Annotated in this window: 20 protein-coding genes; 9 read left to right on the top strand and 11 right to left on the bottom strand. The window is 43.6% G+C overall.

The features are described from left to right. Window positions 1-47 precede the first annotated feature (47 nt). The 3 genes from FC51_RS05680 to FC51_RS05690 are packed head-to-tail and all read left to right on the top strand — an operon-like array spanning window position 48 to window position 2,798. Complete coding sequence (locus tag FC51_RS05680; RefSeq protein ID WP_057910038.1) at window positions 48-1,103, top strand: lipoate--protein ligase; 1,056 nt, start codon at window positions 48-50, stop codon at window positions 1,101-1,103. Then, window positions 1,103-2,506 (top strand): lyase family protein, encoded by a 1,404-nt coding sequence (locus FC51_RS05685; protein WP_057910039.1) that lies wholly within the window; start codon window positions 1,103-1,105, stop codon window positions 2,504-2,506. Before FC51_RS05680 ends, FC51_RS05685 begins: the two co-directional genes overlap by 1 nt. Beyond that, window positions 2,490-2,798: a glycine cleavage system H family protein gene (locus tag FC51_RS05690; protein ID WP_057910040.1), complete on the top strand. Its 309-nt coding sequence runs from the start codon at window positions 2,490-2,492 to the stop codon at window positions 2,796-2,798. Before FC51_RS05685 ends, FC51_RS05690 begins: the two co-directional genes overlap by 17 nt. 55 nt (window positions 2,799-2,853) lie before the next feature. On the opposite strand, the gene FC51_RS05695 is transcribed toward FC51_RS05690, so the two are convergent. The 5 genes from FC51_RS05695 to FC51_RS05715 all read right to left on the bottom strand — a co-directional run bounded on the left by FC51_RS05695 (window position 2,854) and on the right by FC51_RS05715 (window position 6,449). Next, window positions 2,854-3,696, bottom strand: a complete 843-nt coding sequence (locus FC51_RS05695) for a hypothetical protein (protein WP_057910041.1) — start codon at window positions 3,694-3,696, stop codon at window positions 2,854-2,856. A 14-nt stretch (window positions 3,697-3,710) separates the two neighbouring features. Then, window positions 3,711-4,211, bottom strand: a complete 501-nt coding sequence (locus tag FC51_RS05700; protein WP_081037525.1) for a DNA-3-methyladenine glycosylase I — start codon at window positions 4,209-4,211, stop codon at window positions 3,711-3,713. A 74-nt stretch (window positions 4,212-4,285) separates the two neighbouring features. Next, window positions 4,286-4,915, bottom strand: a complete 630-nt coding sequence (locus FC51_RS05705; RefSeq protein WP_057910043.1) for a uracil-DNA glycosylase — start codon at window positions 4,913-4,915, stop codon at window positions 4,286-4,288. A 111-nt stretch (window positions 4,916-5,026) separates the two neighbouring features. Next, on the bottom strand, window positions 5,027-5,593 hold the full coding sequence (locus FC51_RS05710; RefSeq protein ID WP_057910044.1) for a L,D-transpeptidase: 567 nt from the start codon (window positions 5,591-5,593) through the stop codon (window positions 5,027-5,029). Between the two features lie 28 nt (window positions 5,594-5,621). After that, window positions 5,622-6,449, bottom strand: coding sequence for a sugar phosphate isomerase/epimerase family protein (locus tag FC51_RS05715; protein ID WP_057910045.1), 828 nt, complete (start codon window positions 6,447-6,449; stop codon window positions 5,622-5,624). Window positions 6,450-6,616: 167 nt separating this feature from the next. Between FC51_RS05715 and FC51_RS05720 the strand changes: the two genes are divergently transcribed. After that, a complete protein-coding gene (locus tag FC51_RS05720; RefSeq protein WP_057910046.1) occupies window positions 6,617-7,957 on the top strand; it encodes a TMEM175 family protein in 1,341 nt (446 codons plus the stop codon). Window positions 7,958-8,243: 286 nt separating this feature from the next. Further along, window positions 8,244-10,658, top strand: coding sequence for a Xaa-Pro dipeptidyl-peptidase (locus FC51_RS05725; protein WP_057911220.1), 2,415 nt, complete (start codon window positions 8,244-8,246; stop codon window positions 10,656-10,658). A gap of 50 nt (window positions 10,659-10,708) precedes the next feature. Here FC51_RS05725 and FC51_RS05730 read toward each other — a convergent pair whose 3' ends face one another. The 6 genes from FC51_RS05730 to FC51_RS05755 all read right to left on the bottom strand — a co-directional run bounded on the left by FC51_RS05730 (window position 10,709) and on the right by FC51_RS05755 (window position 19,202). After that, window positions 10,709-13,918 (bottom strand): MucBP domain-containing protein, encoded by a 3,210-nt coding sequence (locus tag FC51_RS05730; RefSeq protein ID WP_057910047.1) that lies wholly within the window; start codon window positions 13,916-13,918, stop codon window positions 10,709-10,711. Between the two features lie 251 nt (window positions 13,919-14,169). Continuing rightward, the gene (locus FC51_RS05735; RefSeq protein WP_225355035.1) at window positions 14,170-15,534 is read right to left on the bottom strand and encodes an FAD-binding protein; all 1,365 of its coding nucleotides are present in this window, start codon (window positions 15,532-15,534) and stop codon (window positions 14,170-14,172) included. 169 nt (window positions 15,535-15,703) lie between these two features. Continuing rightward, window positions 15,704-16,438 carry an SDR family oxidoreductase gene (locus FC51_RS05740; RefSeq protein ID WP_057910048.1) on the bottom strand — a complete coding sequence of 245 codons (735 nt, stop codon included), beginning with the start codon at window positions 16,436-16,438 and terminating at the stop codon, window positions 15,704-15,706. A 60-nt stretch (window positions 16,439-16,498) separates the two neighbouring features. Continuing rightward, the gene (locus FC51_RS05745; RefSeq protein WP_057910049.1) at window positions 16,499-17,470 is read right to left on the bottom strand and encodes an alpha/beta hydrolase; all 972 of its coding nucleotides are present in this window, start codon (window positions 17,468-17,470) and stop codon (window positions 16,499-16,501) included. Between the two features lie 54 nt (window positions 17,471-17,524). Next, window positions 17,525-18,175, bottom strand: coding sequence for an NAD(P)H-binding protein (locus FC51_RS05750; RefSeq protein ID WP_057910050.1), 651 nt, complete (start codon window positions 18,173-18,175; stop codon window positions 17,525-17,527). A 127-nt stretch (window positions 18,176-18,302) separates the two neighbouring features. Continuing rightward, window positions 18,303-19,202: a LysR family transcriptional regulator gene (locus FC51_RS05755; RefSeq protein WP_057910051.1), complete on the bottom strand. Its 900-nt coding sequence runs from the start codon at window positions 19,200-19,202 to the stop codon at window positions 18,303-18,305. Window positions 19,203-19,338: 136 nt separating this feature from the next. Here FC51_RS05755 and FC51_RS05760 point away from each other — a divergent pair, with 136 nt between their 5' ends. From FC51_RS05760 to FC51_RS05775, 4 genes are all read left to right on the top strand, one after another. Then, window positions 19,339-19,563 carry a hypothetical protein gene (locus FC51_RS05760; protein WP_057910052.1) on the top strand — a complete coding sequence of 75 codons (225 nt, stop codon included), beginning with the start codon at window positions 19,339-19,341 and terminating at the stop codon, window positions 19,561-19,563. A 197-nt stretch (window positions 19,564-19,760) separates the two neighbouring features. Continuing rightward, window positions 19,761-20,123 carry an MFS transporter gene (locus tag FC51_RS05765; RefSeq protein ID WP_081037526.1) on the top strand — a complete coding sequence of 121 codons (363 nt, stop codon included), beginning with the start codon at window positions 19,761-19,763 and terminating at the stop codon, window positions 20,121-20,123. Between the two features lie 211 nt (window positions 20,124-20,334). Further along, a complete protein-coding gene (locus tag FC51_RS05770; protein WP_057910062.1) occupies window positions 20,335-20,946 on the top strand; it encodes a TMEM175 family protein in 612 nt (203 codons plus the stop codon). A 101-nt stretch (window positions 20,947-21,047) separates the two neighbouring features. Further along, window positions 21,048-21,854 carry a CAP domain-containing protein gene (locus tag FC51_RS05775; protein ID WP_057910054.1) on the top strand — a complete coding sequence of 269 codons (807 nt, stop codon included), beginning with the start codon at window positions 21,048-21,050 and terminating at the stop codon, window positions 21,852-21,854. Window positions 21,855-21,910 lie beyond the last annotated feature (56 nt).

Below are 21,910 nucleotides of genomic sequence, written 5' to 3' on the forward strand. Positions count from 1 at the left end.
TTTTTATGTAATCGCTACCAAGTCTATTTGAAAAGGAGGGCAAACTCATTTTATTTGTTGATTTATCAGATCCAATTTCACAGCAACACCTACGAAAACCCGGAGTTGGCGGCAGCTTATCAACATTTTTTATTACTGCCGATCAATTTACCGATACCATTTTCCACTTTTCGCGGCCGTTTGAGGCGTCGGTTGTGCTGGGTGTTAACCAAGATGCCTATTCAGAAGTGAATTTAGATTACATCAAACAACAGCACATTCATTTATCAAGACGGGCAGCCGGTGGCGGTGCCGTGTATGTGGACCATGGTAACCTGACCTACGCTTTTGTGGACAACGATGACGGCACAGACTACTTAAACTTCAAGAAGTACGCGACACCCGCAATCAACGTATTGCATCAAATGGGTGTCAACGCTGAAATGACCGGACGAAATGATTTGACCGTTGACGGCAAAAAATTCTCTGGCATGTCATCACTCAAGATTGGCAATCGCTTTTCCTGCGGTGGCACATTAATGATCGATGTCGATTTGGACCGGGCGGCTAAAGCGCTGACCCCACCCAAAACCAAATTAAAGTCAAAGGGTGTCAAATCAGTGCATAGTCGAGTGACCAACATTCGGCAGTACTTCTTGCCAAAGTATCGAGACATTACCTTCGCCGGCATCAAGGAATTGATGTTAAAAGAGGTCTTTTCCACCGACGACCTTACCTCAATTCCGACCTATAAAATGACGGCATCCGATTGGCAGGAAGTCGAAAAAATCGCCAGCGGCAAATTTACCGACCCTGATTTCATCATGGGAACCAAACGTGATGATGACTTCTTCCACGGGGAACATTTTGACGGTCTTGGAACAATCGAGATTAGCTTTTCCGTTAACGACGGCATTATCACCCACGCCAGAATTTTTGGCGATTTTAACAAGGCCAATGGCGATCTTCGCGCAATTGAAGACCAGATTACCGGGGTGCCTTTCCGAAAAGACAGTTTAGTTGAAGCGTTTCGGATCAGTCATCTAAGTGATAATATCGGCCAAATTTCACCCCAACAGATGGCCGAACTCATGTTAGACAAGCAATTTCGGGAGGTGAATTAATGACCAGTGGCGAAATGTTAGGCTCCTTTTTTAACCAAAACGGGTACTCGACTGCAAGAATGCGGCAGATATGGTCCGATGAAAATCGGGTCAAAGTCGTCTGCCAAGCAGAGGTCGCCGTCGCCTATGCAATGGCTAAAAACGGGCGAATCCCCAAGAGGGCCTACGATGAAATTTCATCTAAACTTGTTTTCGACAACATTGACCTGCGCCAATTAAAAATTGAATCGGCCAGGGCCGGCCATTTTCTGGCAGGATTTGTCAAAGTCGTCCAGCCGTTATTTGATGATGAAAGCGGCCAGTACGTTCATTTCGGCGCGGCGAGTGAAGACATCGAGGATACGGCCTTTGTCCTGCAGTTGAAACAATCCGATGCCGTCCTAAAAGATTATCTTCGCCAATTGGGAGACGTCTTATATCAGCTTTGCGAGAAATACAAGACAACCATCACGGCTGCCGTTGCCCACAAGACGTTCGCTGCGCCGACAACGTTAGGGTTTAAGCTGGGCATCGTGTTAAATGAACTGGATCATTTGATGACGAAATTGGACTCGCTTGGCCCATTTACCTTCGCGGGCAGCTTGGCAGGCGCGGACGGGACGTCTTCGATGCTCGGTTCCGACTACCGCAAAATTGAACATGATTTTTGTGAACACTTGGGACTAGCCACCCCAGAGATGTATTGGCACACCCAACGGGAGCGGTTCACGGAATACAGTCACGTGGAAACCATGATTGCCCAAGTGATTGGCCGGCTCGGCAAGAATCTGCTGTACATGAGCGAAACGATCGTCGGCGAATTTCAGGAAGGCTATGCCCCCGGCCGGCAGGGTTCCACTGTCGTGCCAACCGTTCGGAACCCCTACATGGTTGAAGCGGTGGTCAACTTAGCGACGGTTATCCGCAATGAAATGGGCTTAATGTATGATACGATGAGCGTTGATGGTGAAAAAGATACCACTGTTTGGCGAGATCTATACGTCGCTTTACCCGAGATGACCATGTATCTGTCCGGGCAATTAAACTATGCCATCAATATTCTCCAATTTGGCAAGTTTAGCCCGCAACGGATGCTGAAAAATTTAGCCGCCGACGATGGGACGATGTATTCCGGTGCGCTCATGTTGAAGCTGGCTGAATCCATGGGTCGCGAGAACGCCCACAACTTGTTGGTGGCGTTACGTGCAAAAGCCGACGACCAAGAAATCCCGCTGAAACAATTATTTTATTCCGATTCAACTATCAGTCAATACCTCAGCCATGCCGACTTAGACGGCCTAATGACCCCTAGTGGCCACGTCGGCAACGCCATCGCCAAGACAAACACAATTCTCAATCTCTATTCAAAACGACACTTAACTGACGATCAACGAAAGGAAGATTCACATGGCACAAAAAATTGATGATTCAAAGTACTTATGGCAAACAGAAACAAAGGATGGTCACACCCGAATTGGACTGAACGATTTGGCCCGCGGTGAAATTGGTGAAATTTCGTTTGCCGCCTTCCCTAAGGACTTGAGCGAAGTCCAAGATGGCGACGTGATTCTCTCATTTGAGGGTGCCAAAGCCGTCACGGAAGTGCATTCACCAAAGGCTGGCAAGGTTGCCAAAGTCAACTCAGCCTTATTGGAGCACCCCGAATTATTAAACAATGATGATCAAGATAGCAACTGGATTATTGAATTATTTTAACCCCGGTAAGCACACCGACTTTGCAATATAGGTACCACTGAAAAAGGGAATTGACTCAACTGTCAATTCCCTTTTCGCCGATTTCGGTATAAAACTTTTGATTTCCAACTATATAATCATGATAATAAACGTTCGCAACAAATGCCTGCTTGCCGCCATCCCAAACCGTTTGCGTCTGCATTCGATTTGGCCCTGAAATGGTCAATCGATAACGGGCTTTGCCGGTCTTTTCAACGCGGACATCATGCACACCTTTCAAATGGGCGCGGTAATATAAGAACGTTTTTTGGCCACGGCGTTGATACTTGGTAATTTTTGCAACTCCTGCCGGTCGGTTCAAAAAGCCTTCCGGTAAGCGCGTCGAACTGTATGGATAGGTTTCGACATAACCATCCGTGGTCAGTGCGAGCTTATTACTTTGAAATGCATTGGGAAAACTCTTCGGAACTGTTCCGGCAAATAAGTTCCCATTGCTTGCCTGTGGCATGTATCCCGGTCGTTTAGCCGTTATAAACTTGGCCTTAGAGTACGGAATATCGCCGGTAAAGTCCTGCAGTTGTTCAAAGAAATAACCCGAACGATCGGCCGTTTTCTTAACGTGGTAACTCAAGGCTGTCGCATCAATCGCAATCGTTTTAATCCGGTGGTCTTTGACGAATGTCGGGTGCCCAGCAACAACCGTGTTTTTCGGAATCGTGATTGCTTTGTTTACGTAACGATTCGACTGAGGATCAGTTAAACCAATCGTCGTCTTAATTGGCACCTTGGTTTGATAAAAGTAAAAATCGATCCGGGCATTCTTTGGCGGCGTCATTGAATTGGCATTTGCCGCGCCACCCAAAATAAAGCCAAATAAAATTGTCGAAACAATTGTGATTGTCAATTTGATTGCATGCATGGCACCGCCCCCAGTCAATCTTCATGTTTTAAAATTCCACTGCCAATCAGCAGCAGTTCCATCGTAGTCGGGCCAACGAAGGTAAAGCCCCGTTTTTTCATGTCTTTAGCAACTTCAGCGCCCAATGTCTTTGAATCTTGCGTCAATGTCCCTTTGACAACATCGTCCTTGGGCTTAAATGACCATAAATAATCCGCCAGATCCTTGAACTCCGGTGATAAATCAATGGTTGCCCTGGCATTTTGGACGACAGCCCGAATCTTTCTTGGATTGCGAATCATCTCAGGATCGGCCTCCAAAGCTTCAAGATCGGCTTCATTCAGCTTAACAATTTCATTCACATCAAAATGCTTGAACACTTTATCAAACACTGGAATCTTGCTTGCGGCGACCCGCCAATTCAATCCAGGTTGAAAAACATTGACCGTTAACATCTCGAACAAAACCCGCGAGTCGTGAATTTGGGTTCCAAATAACGAGTGATATAGTGCAACACCATTAACTTTATCTGCCATGGCCATCAACCTCCCCTTTATTCTGCTCTCAGGTTAACACCCTTTCGTCAAATGATAGCAGGAAACGCCTAAGCTTATGATTGTGACAATAATGCCTTGAGTTTGTGGGAATCGGCGTCGACAATTTCTTTCATGTTTTTAAATCGCTTGGAATATGAAGGATGATACAGCGGGAAAATGCGATAACTTTCTTTAGTCAATTCAAATTGACCGGTTTTTTGATTGTACTGCTGAATCGGTCGGTTTAATAATTGCCCGTGCAAGTCACCGACTTTGGCTTGGTTTCCCAACAACCGTTGTAAGCTGGCGTTGCCCATCGGTACGAGCAAGACATCCGGAAAATGCGCCAGCTCCCAATCAAACATTGGTGCCGACGTTTTGACTTCAGTCTGGTTGGGCCGCCGATCGCGTTTTCGGCCAGTCTTTCCAATTGAAAACGGTCGGGAGTTGACCACTCCTGTGATATAAATATCTTCGCGACTTAGCCCTAAAGACGCCAACCAGCGGTCGAGTTCTTTTCCTGAAGGTCCCATAAATGGCCGACCAAGCCTGACCTCTTTGTCACCAGGCGCCTCACCCAATAGCAGAATGCGTGGGTTTTCACCGCCTTCACTGGGGACGAAGCCTTCCAGACGAGGATTTTCTGCAGCAATCAGCTTACCCCGGTGGATCCATTCCGGTGTCAAAATTGTATGTAGTGTCATCATGGTAGCCTTCTTTCAATCGTGATTTACCTTCATTATATAATAAAACGGCCGAGACATCTGCCACGGCCGTTGTTTAAAGGCGCTCATTCATTTATAGGCAACTAAATTTTAGTGGATCACAACTTTTGTGCCAAACGGAACTGTTTTATACATCCACTTGGCGTCCGGAATCGACAATCGAACACACCCGTGGGATACCGGAACACCGAGCTTCTCAGCTTCGGAAACCACGTACTTACCCGCCTTATTTGTTGGGACGCTATGGAACAAATAAACACCGTGATCATGCCAGGAAACCCAATAGTGGGCACCTTCATGAGACTTCGCATTATAAAATGAATAGCCACGTTCTTTTTGAATATGGTAGGTTCCCGTCGGCGTTGGACTCGTCGGCATCCCAGTCGAACAGTTCATCACATACTGAACTTTGCCGTTGCCGTGAATGTATACTTTTTGCTGCCGAAGACTCACGTAGATCCAAGGTTTACGCATCTCAGACCACTTTGGATAGGCCTTATTTTCAGATGGCGCCTTCCAAGGAACAGAAGCAGAGCTCTCAGTGCTTCCGGTTGAATCGGACGCCTTTGGAATCGCAAATGAATGCTGCGCGGCCACCAAGGCCATCACAACAAACAGTGAAGCAAAGATTAATGCAATCACATTTTTAAATTTCACTATGTAGTCCCCCTCTTAACAAACAACGTCAATCTGTCACCGGCATCCCCCACGCCGCTCGCAGATAATCATAACTGGCACGCATTTCCTGACTGTTAAATTGATCTTTCAAATTGATTTCAAAAATATTCGTCGCGTTCACGTTCACGACTGATTTCAACGACTGCCAATCAATCGCCCCTTTGCCCAATTCCAAGCTGTCATGAAATTTGCCCATTGAATCCACAAAATGATAGTGGACCACTTGAGGACGCAAATTTTTAAGGCTGGCCCGGAGCTTGGCGTTATCGCCGTGCAGGACAATGAACCCATGACTGGTATCGTAACACAATCGATATTGGTGCTCAATGACGGTCCGTTCAATCTCGGGATCACCAAAGTCAAATAATGGCGAAATCGAGTTTTCAAACATCACATGATCACCGCCAATTGATTGGAAATAGTCCAGTCGACTAAATGTCACCTTTCGAGCAGCTTCAATCGAGGGATAATTGCTTAAAATTGCGGATTGAGGCGAGTTATAAGCACCGTGAATCAGCACCTGAACGTCCATTTGAATTGCGAGTTCGATTAATTTCTTTGAACTGGTCATCAAAAATTGATAGCCATCTGGATTACTCGTTTGGTCAACAGCAACCTCATTGTGTTCACCTTGATAGCTCATTGGATGATGAATCACAATTTTATCGACGCCGGCATCTTGAACGTGGCCGACCATCGCCCGCAGGTGGTCCAACCCAGCAGGCGTCATGTCATTTGCGGTTGTGAAGAACTCAAACACTTTCGGCTGATATTGAAGTCGTTCATCAATTTGGTTCCGATCGGTGCTGGCCTTGAGCCCAAGATACGGAAACACAGCAATCCCCCATTTCATAATTGGTTCAACACATCAATTATATCGCGAATCAAGCAAAATGTTTGAAAACGCAAATTTGTTAAACATTTTGTAACCCTCTAGCGGTTCAGTGTGCTACATTTAAATCATAATGTGGATCTATCAATTTGAGTCCTGGGGGAATTTCAATGAAAAAGCTTAAGACACGGCTGGATGCATTTAGCGATGCCGTTATCGCAATTATCTTGACCATTATGGTGCTGGATTTAACACCGGTTCTAAAAAACAATTGGTCAGATTACATATTTTTAAGTAAACAGATTGGTATTTACGTCATTAGTTTCGCCTTCGTTGCCAACATGTGGTATCAGCACGCGACGTTGTTTAATGAAATTGACGACATGACCTATCGAATCATGCTGTATGACTTTTTATTCTTAATCCCATTGTCATTGACACCACTGGCTACAAACATGATGGCCAGCAACACGACTCGAATTCCGGTCATGGCCTATGGTGTTTTACTGGGCGTCGTCTCGGCATGTTTCCGGCTGCTAACCAGCTCGGTGATGCATTTTGAGTATACTGACACGTCAAAAATGCGGCAGCTCTATCGAAAAATCTTTGGCCGCCACAACACCATCTACATTGTTTCAAACGTTGTCTTGATTGTACTGGCTTACTTTTTCCCACAAATCGTCTTGTGGTTCTACCTTCCATATCCACTCGTCTACCTGCTGTTAAGCAGCCGGGATCGCCAACAAATGTACGATGCTTCTCAATTGACGACTGAACAGCGACAACAGTATTTGAAGCTGCCTCAAAACGCCATCAACCGATTCCGGGAAATCGTCCAGAACCAGGCCCAGCCTGCTAACGGAACTACTCAAACGGCTAGCCATCCCCAAAATTCACTGACTGGTTGGCTGGACCATCCAGTTGGTGCAGACAGTGCCGGCAACCCAATTAATCCACTTGATCATAATAGTAGTGGTGATGCCGAGGCGATCCGTAAACAACGTCAGGCTCAGTGGGAAGAATTTGCCAAACAAATGAAGCAAGCTTCCAAAACCTATCGGGATCAAGCCCACAAAAATCACAAGCAGGAACAGGATATCAAGCACGATCAAGTTAAGCAAGCTGAACGGGTTGCTGAACAACAACAGGATCAACGAAAACATGACGCCGAACAAGCAGCTAAAGAAGCCGAGTTAAAGCGAAAAGCCCGCGAGGAAGAATCCAAGCAGGCAGCTAAGGAGGCTGAGCGACAGCAGGATCTTGAAAAGGATTCCGCCCGCCAAGCGGCTAAAGATCTGGAACGCCAAGCAAAGGCCAAACGCCGAGTGGCCAAAGAAGAAATTAAAATTGCTGAGCGCCAACAAAAGGCCCAGCACAAAGCGGAACGAGAAGATGCCAAAGCAGAGATCCGAAAACAAAAGTTAGCCCAAAAGGCCAAGCAATATGGTGATCATACGCCGGATGCGCAGCCAAAGCCTGATTCCGATAAGGAACCCAACAACAAGGACTAATATTGACGATGCTGATTGTAGTGTGATATCCGCTTGGTGACACAGTTCATCCGAAAAACAGGGAATCACGAGGAACGGCCCGAGTCAAAAGTTGTTAGTTTTGGCCCAGGCCTTTTTTCTGTCCACATGTTCTGGTTGAAACGCTGTCCTTTAGCAGCTTCCGGCCGCATAAACAATTATCTTCTGGAAGCTAACCGCTATTTGTCTTAGATGATTTTAGTAAAACTGGTCACTTTTAACCAATCAACTTGTATAATGGCATTAATTACATTTTAGGAGGTTTCCAATGAAAATTAATCAGTTTTCCTACATACCGACACCCCATGACCAAATCATCACTGAGTTGAAGGCCACCCGTTTTTTGGACGCCAACAACCTCAAGTTGGTTGATCCCTTAGCACTGTTTCGTGATTTATTATTAAAATACTTTTCAGAAAATATCTCGGCAACCACCAGAGTCGAAAAGCTTCGCAACTTAATGGCGACTGAAAATACGGACGCCAACAGTTACACCAATGGTGGCGGTTCAGTTGCCCGTTCAGCATTTTACAATATTGGCCTTCAATTATTAGGCTTTCTTGACGACTTGGACTTCACACTCAGCGATCCGCTTGGCTCTATGGCAAAGCTGGGACTTCCGACCGCTGACGTTCCCGCTATTTTGTCCCGTGACCAAGTGATTGATGCTTGGTATAGATTATTGAATACCCGCAACAAATACGGCCAATTACTCATCGATTACATAGCTGGCAGAGGTTACTACCATCAATTTTGCCAAGACAGCAATTTCAAGAAACCATTATTTTTCAACGGCAAAGCACAGGCTGTTTTTGACACTGACAAACTCATCCGTGAAGTTGTTTACGTGGAGTCGCCACTAGACACCGATCACGATGGCCACCGGGATCTTCTCAAGACCAACATCATCCGACCGGCCGAAACTGCCGATGGTTTCAAGGCCCCTGTCATCTTTACTGCCGACCCCTATGCGCAAGGAATGAACGAGAAGTGGTCTGAGGCCTATTCCCATAACAACGTCCGACCGCTCAAACGAAAGCAACCCAATTCCCTGACTTACGCCGATGTGGCGGCAACTGAGCCATCCACCGATTTACCCAAACCAAGAGACATTAAGGGTCACACCCGCCAAACAGGTGAAACCTTCACCAAGTTTTGGTCATACTCACTGAATGACTATTTTCTAGCTCGCGGATTTGCGGTGGTCTATTCTTCAGGAATTGGCACCAAAGATTCCGATGGGTTCCGAACCACAGGGACCAAGGCCGAAACGTTGAGTGCAACTGCCGTAATCGAGTGGCTTCATGGCGACCGAGTGGCATTCACCAACCGTTTCGACCAACTTGCAATCAAAGCTTGGTGGAGCAATGGGAATATCGGCATGACCGGTCGTTCTTATTTGGGCACCCTTGCCACTGCAGCAGCATTTACTGGCGTTAATGGCCTCAAAACGGCAATCGTAGAAGCGGGCTTGTCAGATTACTATCCGTACTATCGTGAAAACGGCTTGGTGGTTGCCCCCGACGGAGACGATGCGGACGTTCTTGCCGAATGGACCTTCAGTCGCCAACAAACTGCCGGGGATTACAACCGGATCAAAGACCAGTGGCTGACCCATCTCAAACGACTCACCCATGATCAGGACCACGATAACGGCAGCTTTAACCAATTTTGGGATGCCAGAAACGTTACTAAAGAAAATCACACCGTAGCGGATATGCTATTAGTTCATGGCCTCAACGACTGGAATGTTAAAACCGGCCAGGTCTGGAACTCACGTCATCAACTAAAAAGCCGCCCAATTACCCAAAAGTTGATTTTACATCAGGGACAACACGAGTATTTAAATAACTTCCGTTCATTTGATTACACGGACTTGGTCAATTTGTGGCTGTCCAACAAATTACTGGGGGTTCAAAATCAAGTTGACGCCATCTTCCCGGATGTCATTGTACAGGATAATGCCAAAGCAGAAACTTGGACGCCGTTTAAGGACTGGGGTGGCTCAGAAACCGTTTCAAAGTCTTATTCCTTAGCCCAACTCATCAACCTGAGTGATCATAATCACTTTTCAGATCAGTTACCTGAAGTTGATTTTAACCGTTATACTCAGAAGCTCGAGCAGTGGCGTTCCGATCTTTACCAGCGAAACGGCTCACCCATGGATCGCCACTGTATTCGCTTAGTGACTAAACCGCTGGATGACGATCTGGTGATTGATGGGCAGCCATCCGTTAAGCTTAAGGTCCAAAGCAGTGCCGATGTCGGCATGATCAGTGTGGCTCTGGTAGACTATGGACTCGCTCATCGACTCACGGACGTCCCCCAAACATTGGTTTCAAGAAAAATTCTCCAAGGATATCATTGGCGAAAAGATGATCTCAAAGAATTTTTACCACAAGCCGATGAAACAGATTTTAAACGGATTACGGAAGCGCACATCAATCTCCAAAATCGCGAGAACAGCTATCAGGTTGATGATCTCAAGCCAAATCAGTATTACGAACTGAATTTTCCGCTTCAACCAACGTTCTGGCACCTATTGAAGGGCCATCAAGTCGGCTTGGTGATCTACGCCAGCGACATGGTGTACACCATCCATGGCAATCAGGATATCCAATACACTGTCGATCTGGATAACTCGGAGTTGGTGCTGCCGATATTGAATTCAAAAAATCAATAATCCTCCATTAACAAAAAACTCGATACCGAAATGGCATCGAGTTTTTGAATTTAGTTGATCACTTTAACAAAATGGGTGTTTGCGGTCACATACCCACCGGCAACGAGGTATCGTTTCGCCCCAAAGGTTGTGGTTGAATACTGATATGAGTAATCCCACTTCTTAACTTTGAGGATGGTTCCCTTCTTGATGTGTTTGAGCCGTTTACCAAAGTCCACGTTCTTGTAGAGGTAAATTGACTTCTTAACTTTGATTTTGGTTGGTTGTGTGTGTTTACCCGCCATCACCAACTTTCTGTTTCCAGTGATATAGTGGCCATTGGATAACAGATAACGTGTCGTCAGGTTGTGTTTAACAAATCCTTTCACTTTCAGTTGCGTTCCCTGCTTGAAATTCTTGATTTTTCCAGTCAAATTCTTATTAGTGTACTCATTGACACCGGTTGGATTGATAACCGTCAGTGTTTGGTGCTTGCTGTGGTAGTAGACCGGACGAACATAGGCATACTGAGCAGTAATATAGCCCTTCATGCCATCGGACTTGGCGTGGTGATTAACATCTTTTACGACGTACCGTAACGCGCCGTTCTTTGACTTGGCATAATCAGTTACCACAAACATCGGCCGATTAATCCGTGGCTTCTTGGCATATCCTGCCAGTCGTTCACCCTTCTTAAAGTCAGCGTGTTGATAGAGATAGATCTTCTTTAAGGCATAGACTGCTTCACCTTTTTTAGCGATAGCTGCCGATTCTGTCGTCTCTTTAACCGCCGTTTCTGGCTGTGGTTGTGGTGTTGGACTTGGGTCCGGTTTAGGGACCGGTTTCGGCGTCACTGGATTTACTGGAGGATTAACCGGTGTTGGTGGCGTAGGTGCCTGATCCTTTGTATACCGGTAATAGACGGTGTGTCCAACGTCGCCAAACGTTCCGGTTGCCTCTCCTTGAATGTCTTTAAATGTGTAACCATTAATACTTAGTTTATATTGACCAGCAGTAACATCATAGCGATCCCCCATTGCACCAGCTACCGTCCGCTGAGGCCCAATTTCGTGCGGCATATTGTTGGCATCCACGTACCGAATGGTTACCGGTTTAGCTTCGTTTTTAGCCTGATCTCGTTTGTAACGATAATAAACTGTCTGGCCTGATTCACTAATTTGTCCGGTTGCCGGTCCTTGGATATCTTTAAATGTGTAGCCGTCGATATTGAGTTTGTATTGGGCTTCCGTTGCATTGTAAGGATCTCCGATTTTGCCCGTAATGACTTTTTCAGGCCCAATTTCGTGTGGCATATTATCGATGTCGACATATCTGATTGTGACAGATTTTGGCTGGGCAGGATTCTTGGTGTACTGCATGTAAACCGTCTGCGCGGTGTCTTCAAACGTTCCAGTCGCATTGCCAGAGATTCCCGCAAATGTGTATCCAGGAATTGCCAGCTTGTAGTCATCGTTCACATTATAAGTCTCGCCAAGCTTTCCAGTGATTATTTTTTGTGGCCCAATTTCGTGTGGCATATTATCTTTGTCAACGTATTTCACGGTCACTGGTTTGGCTTCGGTTGGTTTAACCTGATAGATATACGTCAGTGATTCATCGACGAAATCAAATTTAGCTGGCACTGTTTGGCCGTCCTTCAACCCTTTTAATGTATAAACAACATCGTCTTTGGTGATTGTTTCAGGAATGGTTGGCAGCGCGAAATCAGTGTTGGTGTTTCCAGTCACTGAAGTTGGCGCTTGCAGTTGATTGCCTGCCTCATCTTCGTAATTGATTGTGACCGTCGATGAATCTGAAGCAAATACGATGGTTCTGGTCTGCGGCTGTTCAGTATAAGTCCCTGCCTGACCAACCGAGTTTGCTTTGCCGTTGTTGGCTTTAAAGTCGGCATACCGGCCAGTGCCATCGAAAATTCCAATTCCTTTGAGCTTATCTTCGACAAACAACTTATTTAAGGTGTAATTGGTACTTGGGTTATTCAAGATATCGTAATTGGTGCCAACGTTTCCTGACATCGTACTTGTCGGGGCCAGCTGTAACTGGTTGCCATTTGGCTGCAACAGTTGGTAGTTCACAAAGACGTTACCCGCTGTTTCGTTAAATTGATAAGGAACCATGATCCAGCCTTCAAAATCGGAGTTCGGATCTGTCCAGTGGCTCGATAAGGATCCATACAGATTTGTTTGATCAGGCAGGAAATTCGTCCATGTCAGGGTAATTGGATCAATGTTACCGGCGTCTGACGTGCTTGGGTATAAACTAGGATAATTCGACTTTTCTGCCTTCACATCAAATGGTTTAACTGGTAAATTAGCAGACTCCAAATCTTTAATAATAAACGATGGTGTCGTAAAGGACGTCTCAGCTGCCGTCGTTTTATTTCCCCGCAAAGTGATTGGCTGAAGGAGAATATGCTGATAATTAAATCCAGAAGTCAGGCTCAGCCCCTTGTTGCCTTTGTTTGTAGCCAATGGTGACAAATCCGCAATTTGGTTATAATGTAAGGAAATACTGCTTAACTTGGGTTTATTAGCCAGCGAAGAAATATCGTTGACTGAAAACATTTGAATCATCACTGTCTCTAATTCGTTCAAATTCTTTAAAGCATCGATGTCCCATAAGTTCCCATTTTTGGCAGCGGTCTTAAATGTTGCTGCACTCACAGTAGCGTCTGGACTTAAGTGAATCGAGGCCAATTGGGATGCGTATTGTAGGCCTTCAAGGGACTGCATCGACATTAATGCCATATAATACTGCGAAGCTTTCGGGTTATCGTAAGTCCCAGCATTTTGCTTATCTCTATCGCTAGATAGTGACGTCAATGATTTCATATCGTTTTTGGTGAAATTGTAAAAGAAATCATCAGCAGTTTTGTACTTGTCGGAAAACGCCGTCTGCCAGATGAAATACTCAAACATATTATCTGGCATCCACTCGCTCAAATATAGATTACCAGTTTGAGGATCAATTCCTTTGGCATCGTCTGGAATTGCTGCTGCGTAATCGGCGCCCTTCCAAGCCTTAGCGCCCAATTTATCTAAGCCAACATGAACATACGTGTACTGCAGCGGACTAACCTTACTGATATTAAACTCGTCCGTGCGTGGCACCATATTTTCAACATCTGCCGCAGAAGCATGCATTGCTCCCAACCCAAAGAATACCGCGATGATTGCAATGGTCCCCGTTACCATTTGTCGTAACCGCTTACAATTCGTTGCAAGTCGCCCTGTCTTAGAATTGTCTATTCTGCTAAACATAGTCAACACTCCCTCATTTTTTGTGTTCATGTTCCCCCGTTACAGTGTAATAATAACATGCTGTGTCGATTATTAGTACTATTTTGGCTTATTTTATATAACATAATCATCATGTTAATCTAATCCCTTATTTTAAGAACACAAGGTTTACAATTGCGTTCACGGTGGGATTGATGAGTGTTTTACACATTAAAAAGCTCTGAAGCATTTCAACTTCAGAGCCTTTTTTAAAAAAAATTTGAATCCGTCTACTAATTTTCTGTGGCATGCTTGGCCTTTTGTTCAGCATCCTTAACTGCACTCTTTAAAGCACGACTCGATGTGGATGCACCAGTAACAGAGTCCACCTCATAGGTATTTAACTCTACCATCGTCTTCGGTAATTGATCCATTGCCTTTTGACCAACGTCCTCACTCTCGTGTTCCTCCAGAACTTCAACTTTTTTCAGTTGATCGTCAGAATAAGTAATCCGGACAATAACACGGCCGCCAATTCCGGCCTCACTGACACCAAGATACTGGTCTTTGCCGGTTGAGTAGTGGCTTAAAACACTGGCAGATGCAAGATCATTACCACCTAAATTAACGTTCTCTTTGGCTGATTGATCTAACTTAGCTTCCAAGTCTTGCTTAACAGCTGCAGCATTTTCTCCAGCAATCTTGCCAAAAATTAAGCACTCAGCTAAATTACCCCCACCATTATATTGGTTTGCATTAATGCCACCAAACTCTCCGGCACTATATAAATGTGGAATTGGATTATTTTGCGCATCCAATACTCGAGCCTGTTCGTCACGCTTGGCACCTCCCTGTGTATTCAACATTGCTGTTGCCAAGGGAGTCGCATAATATGGGCCATCATCAAATGCGCGCATTGAATCACCACTACGTCCTAACGCCAAGTCTACGCCATCATTGCTGAAACGATTAAAGTGTTGCATCGTTTGTTTCAATGTTATTGGATTAGCCTTAATTTTCTCAGCTAACTCTTCAATCGTATTTGCCTTAACGGTAATATTAAAAAACTCAGAATAAGGCAACTCGCCATTCTCCTCAATCTGATGATATTGCGTTTCGTCAAATATCAGGTGAGGGTGAGAAAAGACTGTCGGATTTTTCCAGCTTCCGCCTTCAAAGGCATGTCCATGACGCCCACTTTCATCTTCTCTGACGTATCGACTGCCATCATCAGCTGCGACAAAAATACTGCCATGTGAAAGATCCGGCCATGGGCTCAAAATAAACTTCCCACGGTCTTCTTCAGGATTTTCAAATGTAAAGCCGGTGTTAAAGCTAAATCCTTCAAATGACTTCATGTGCCACAATGAGGCTCCGACCTCCTGGGCCATACGGATACCATCACCTTTGTTATATAGTGTACCGATCACTTTTAGCTTGGGAACGCCAATAAAGTTTTGAATATACTCAGTGTTGTTTTCAAAACCACCCATGCTCATGACAACGCCATTACGAGCTTGAATATTGACTAATTGGCCATTTCGCTCAATTTGAACACCCATCACTGCACTTGTTTCCGAATCAGTAATTAAGTGCCTAGCCGGTGACCCTAACCAAACATCAATTTGCTTCTCCCGCTGAATAACTTGTCCTCGCAATGTTTTCCATAGGGAGGCATCAAAGTAGCCATCATGAACAGTGGTTAAATCGATGGTGTCAGAGCCTTCAAACTCCGGATATTCCGGAGAAAGCCCATTTGCAAATGCTTCAAAATCTGGATCTCGATGAACTTTATTATATGAAACAGGTTCCTTAATGTCTAAATACTTAAATATCTTCCTTGATCGGCCGAATAATCATTTCATTGATATCCACATTCTCAGGTGCATCAATGGCAAACGCTACTGCTCGTGCAATATCCTCAGCTGCTATGCCTACCTGCTTTTCAAACATAATTTCAGCTTGCCGCCGTTCTGCATTATTGATTGAGGTGTACAACTCTGTTGCCACTGATCCCGGTGAAACAATCATCGTTCTGATATTGTTATTATGCTGCTCTTTTCGCAAGCCTTCCATAATTGCCCGAACAGCAAATTTTGAACCATTATAAACTGCTAAATTCGGTACAACTACGTGACCAGCTACTGAGTCAGTTGCCATGATTTGACCCGCTTGTTGCTTTATCATGATCGGTAACACTGCGGCAATGCCATTAAGCACCCCCATCACATTGACATCTAAAATTTGCTGCCACTCATCCCGCGCCACATTAATCAATGCATTTTGCGGCATCACTCCAGCATTGTTATAGAGGACATCTATATGCCCAAACTTCGTCATTGCTAGATCAATCAGTGACTGTACCTGATCAAATTTAGTCACATCGACCTGTTGTGCATAAATTGCTTCATCTGGAAATGTATTTTTTAATTCGACAAGACGATCCATGCGACGAGCACCAATTACTAACTTAGCATGTTGTTCAGCCAATGTTCTAACGGTTGCAGCACCAATACCACTTGATGCACCAGTAATGATAACTACTTTATTTTTAATACTCATTTTCTTCATAATCTCCTAAATATTCCACTTCTTCAGCAAAAAATAGACCTCTGACGCAAATTAGTTTAAATATTTCTGAAAGAAAGCTGTCATTTTATCAAATGGAATAATAGCCACTTGATCATATAAATCAGTATGTGTCGCATTAGGCACAATCATTAATTCCTTATTATCGCCGGTTAACTTTTTAAAAGCGTCCTGACTAAAGTACAAAGAGTGTGCCTTTTCGCCATGAATCATTAAAACGGCATGCCGAATCTCATTTGTATATTGCAAAAGCGGCATGTTCATAAAGGAAAGTGCTGAAGTAGCGTTCCATCCTTGATTTGAATTAACTGAACGAGCATGATAACCGCGGCTAGTCTTATAGTAGGCTTGATATTCTTTCATAAATTGTGGTGCGTCAGCCGGTAATTTTTCCGGAATGCCACCAGCCGGTGCATAACTGCCATTTCTATAATCGTCAGTACGCTGTTGATTTAATGTTTCTCGTTTGGCATACCGCGCGTTGGCATCCATTGAATCGAAATAATCATTTGCGTTCAACCGCGACATATCATACATGGTTGCAGTAACGGTCGCTTTAATTCGTGTATCAATAGCTGCAGCGTTCAACGCCATGCCGCCAAAACCACAAATTCCGATAATACCAATTTTTTCAGCATCAACATTATCTTGTACTGATAAGAAATCTACTGCAGCTTGAAAATCTTCTGTGTTAATATCGGGTGAAGCTACATTGCGGACATTACCGCCACTTTCACCGGTGAAAGAAGGATCAAAAGCAATCGTTAAAAATCCTCTTTCCGCCATAATTTGCGCGTATAAACCTGATGATTGTTCCTTAACCGCACCAAATGGACCACTAACCGCAATGGCGGGCAACTTATCACTCGCATTTTTGGGTTCATACAAATCAGCAGCTAACGTAATCCCATACCGATTATGGAAAGTCACTTTGCGCTGGTTAACTTTATCACTTTTTGGAAAAACCTTGTCCCAAGTTTGGGGCATTGTTAATTGTTCATTCATCATATTTAACTCCTTTAAAATAAAATTTAAGTCACAGATTATTGATGCTTTAGGTTAATAGACAGGTCGTGGTTCACCCTGTGTATCGGGGTTGGCTAAGCCTAAGCTTTCTCGCGAACCAATGGTAGGATCTTTAACCATTTTTAAAACGAAATCAGCAATACTTTTTCTTGAACCAGAAACGCCAATATATTCTTGGCCCTTTTTAGTCACTGTATATTTAATCTCATCGCGGTCATTTAAGAAAGGTAAGCGTAACGTTGTGTAGTCAAGACCAGAATCAGCCAATAATTGATCGCTATTGATTGATTCATTAATCACATTTTTCGTCCAATTACGATTAAATTCACCAAATTCGCCGGGCACTTCATCATATAAACCTTCAATATTGGCGTATAAAACACGATTAACTTGATGATGCTGCATCGCTTTAATCACGTTTTTAGTCATTGGGTTACCCGGTTCTTGATCAATTGCGGCAACAAAAACCATGTCTTGCCCTTTGACTGCACGATCAACTGATGCAGCACTTTCAAGGTCAACTTCCAGCAAGGTTACCCGGTTATTTTTATTTAATGCAGCTAACCGTTGACTATCTCTTAAACCTAAAGTTAAATTAACCCCTTGAAAAGCTGTTTCATTTAAAATTCGTTGTTCGACAATACGGGCAATTTGGCTATTGGCACCTAAAATCAATAAATTCATAATTTTATTCCTCCGTTTGTTTATTTGTTTGCTGCCTGTAGTTAATATAATAGATGCTCACCGGTATAATTACCAATACCTATATTGAATTTCGAAAAATACTTTAAAAGCATAGTTTTTGCAGTAATCATGCTTTTGAGGCGAAAGTAGCCTGTATTTTTTTAAACAGAACTTCTGCTGCAGGTGAAAATACCGGATACTTTTTCCACGCAATATATAATTTAGACTTAGCCAGTGGCTCGAGCGGTCTAAAGCATAAGGGACTTTCACTGGAAACATCTACTAACTTGTCAAAAGTAATCATGTAGCCAATGCCTTGGGCCACAAATTGCGCCGCGGTATAAACTAAATTAAAGGTTGCCACTACATTTAAATCCGCAAAACGTTTACCAAACCATTCATCATAGGTATCGCCATTTTTGGTTTGCTGGGTCACTTGACTAGATAAGATCAAAGGTAAATCTACCAAATCTTCTTTTTTAATCGCTGTTTTTTTAGCCAATTCGCAATCTTTGCGCATGACTACACCCCAAGTGTCTGCCACCCGCATATCTGCATAATTATATTTTGATAAATCGACTGGATCCATGAAAATACCAAAATCAAGCAGGCCTTTATCTAACCTTTCAGCCACATTATTAGCATGCCCGCTGTACAAATCATAATGAATCAGCGGGTACTCAGCTTGCAGCTCCGCAATCAGCTCGGTTAGTCGCTTAATTGAACTGGATTCACCACCGCCAATCGTCACGGTGCCGCCAACTAAATCCCCCATCGAGGTAAAATCTTCTTCAGTTTTATCCACTATTGAAAGAATTTCTTCAGCTCGCTTGCGCAATAACATTCCAGCATTCGTTAACGTAATTGTTTGCTGGTGCCGCTCAAACAGTTGGGCATTTAACTCGTCTTCTAAACTTTGCAATTGACGTGAAATTGTTGGTTGTGTAACGTGTAAAAAATTAGCGGCATTGGTGATGTTACCCTCACGCGCGACAGTCAAGAAATATTTTAGTACTCTTAATTCCATGTATTATCATGCCTCTCAATTATTTATGAATTACTTATTATAAAATACCTAAAAAGCATTGTTTGTTATTATTTATAGGTATTAGCTAATAACACCAGTCTATTATAAAATAAAATAAAAAAAAGAGGCAAAATACATGAATAACGAGCAAATTTTAGATGGCTTACTGGCAAGCGGCTGTAATGAGACTATAATTAAAGAATTTAAACGGTTACAAAAAAATCAAAAAATTAATGAACAATTACTATTACTATCAAGATATAAAAGAACATTATTAGAAAAGTTACACAGTGATCAGGCAAAGATTGATCGTCTGGATTACCTCACCTATCACATCAAAAAAGAAAAGCCAACGACTTAACAGCATTCAACAAATAGCCATTCCAGTGATGCGTATAGGCAGATTGCAGTTGCGTGACTATAGGTCTTAAATAGCGTTATAGCTGGTCAAATATAGCCATCGGGAAAAAATTAAACACTTTACTACAATTTAAGTTAAGTATATCCCTCGATTTTATAGCATTGCTAACAATTGTTTTATTTACAAATGATTTAGTTATGAACCTCGCATCATTTGTTATCGGATGTACTGCAGCAGGTGGCGTAATGCAAATTGGGCTAACTTTAATGGGTGATTTATTCCCGACAGCCAAAGGCCGAATCACAGGGATTTACTATACAGCTAGTGGTCTTGCTTCATTCTCTATCCCCGTTGTAACCGCCCTGATTTCTAAGACAAGCGTTGTTAATATCATGTGGTTTGACGTTGCAATTGCGGTCGTTGGAATTTTGTGTAGTTTGATCGTTTTGCTGTTTTATCGAAAAGACGTTGTCCCTCAACCAAATAACAAAGATATTATTTTGAATAAACCCGAAGACGTTCAAACCCAATCAAATTTTGAAATTAAAGAAGAATACTAAAAATCATTTAGAGCATTTGGCTATGTTGTCAGCAATCTACATAACCAAATGCTTTTTTGCTGATATCAACTTTAAAAGCCAGCCGAGCCATCTGTTGTGGATGAGTGGGTCCACGCCACATCCCATTCTTTTCCTACCCCGATCAATCCAACAGCGGTAAAATAAAACCATAAGTGCAGGGGCACAATTGATATGAGGGGAAATGAATGCGATGTTTCATTATTCGAAATCACGTTTAATTGGCATCTCGGATGGGGTATTTGCCGTTGTTTTGACCATCATGGTACTGGATATCAAGTCACCTGTCAGCACGGCGCGGGGACCGATGATCGATTTGATCAAACACTTACTGATTTATTTCATTAGTTTTGGAATTGTTTCAGAGTATTGGGTCTACCACCAAGAATTACTGAGCGGCATCAAGCGAACCACACCGCTTCTGACAATTACCAACATTTACTACTTGGTTTTCATTAGCTTAACGCCATTTGCGACTGGTTGGCTGAATGACGCTTTTATGGAGCGCATGCCCTCAATGGCTTATTCAGTTGTCATTATTTTGGTCAATTTCACTCAAGCGGTCATGTTCCACGAAGTTGTCGACATTGGCGAAGAAGATGGTATGAAAATGACTGCTCATGACCGTGAGGAATATCTTGCCTCAGAAGTGATGCTGGGAATCAGCGTCATCTACCTCGTCTTTGCCTACTTCACGCCAAAATATTTTTTAATTGTCATCTGGATTGGACTTGCCTTAAGAACGATCGTTACCCATGTGGCGCGGGCAATCAACCGGATTCAAACACGAAAAACAAACAAATAATTTTAATTTTAATGAACCCCTATGGAATAATTTGCTATAATGAAATTGCAAACACTTAAGAAATTCTTAACAATTTCAGATCCGTATTGGGGGGAATATAGATGAAATTAAGAAATCAATTATTAACAATACTCGGTGTGGGCCTTGGTCTAGTCGGTGCGGGCGTCCTGGGAAATACTGCTGAAGCTGCCAAAACGATGACGGTCAACTATGTCTCAACCACTGGCCAACAACTTCGGGCACCAATCACCTACACCCGCGTTTCAAATGGGATCAACGCCTTTGGGACAACTTACACCTACACGACAAGCGGCTATCCAAACACACAATCTGGTTACGTCAAGACGATCAAAGGCTACGTTCCCCACAAGGTTCAGCAAAACTACACCTATCAAAGCATGCCAAGTTCGCTGACGGTGAAGTACATAAAGGAATCGACGTTGGCACGCAAAGTTGAAAAACAATATCTCAAACAGATTAACGCATACCGGGTAACTAAGGGACTAAAAGAATTCAAGCATCGCGCATCCCTCAAAACCAAAGCGATTGTTCGTTCAAAAGAACTCTGGACCAAACTCAGCCACGTGCGGCCAAATGGGCAATCGTATAATTCATCAAACAGTGGTTACGCAGAAGTGATGGCCGTCCTACCAACCTATTTCACTTCTTACGGGATTTCCACTTATAATTCCGGTCAGGGTGCAACCATCGTTTATAATTCCAACGGCTACGTTTCTTATAAAAAGACCGCTCAAACCGCCAGCAACGAATTATTAACCTGTGACGCTGAACACAGGGATACCGAATTAAACAACTGGGCAACTTACAGTGAAGTCGCCTTTAGCTTCCACGCCGACGGGTCGGCCAAGATGGCCCAGTTATTTGAATTGGCGGGGGCCAAGGAATAGCAAGTAAGTTAACTAAAACCGGCGTTCATTGTGCTTTTGTACATTGAACGCCGATT

Origin of the sequence: Lentilactobacillus parabuchneri DSM 5707 = NBRC 107865 (assembly GCF_001435315.1) — a bacterium.
GTDB classification, from domain to species: domain Bacteria; phylum Bacillota; class Bacilli; order Lactobacillales; family Lactobacillaceae; genus Lentilactobacillus; species Lentilactobacillus parabuchneri.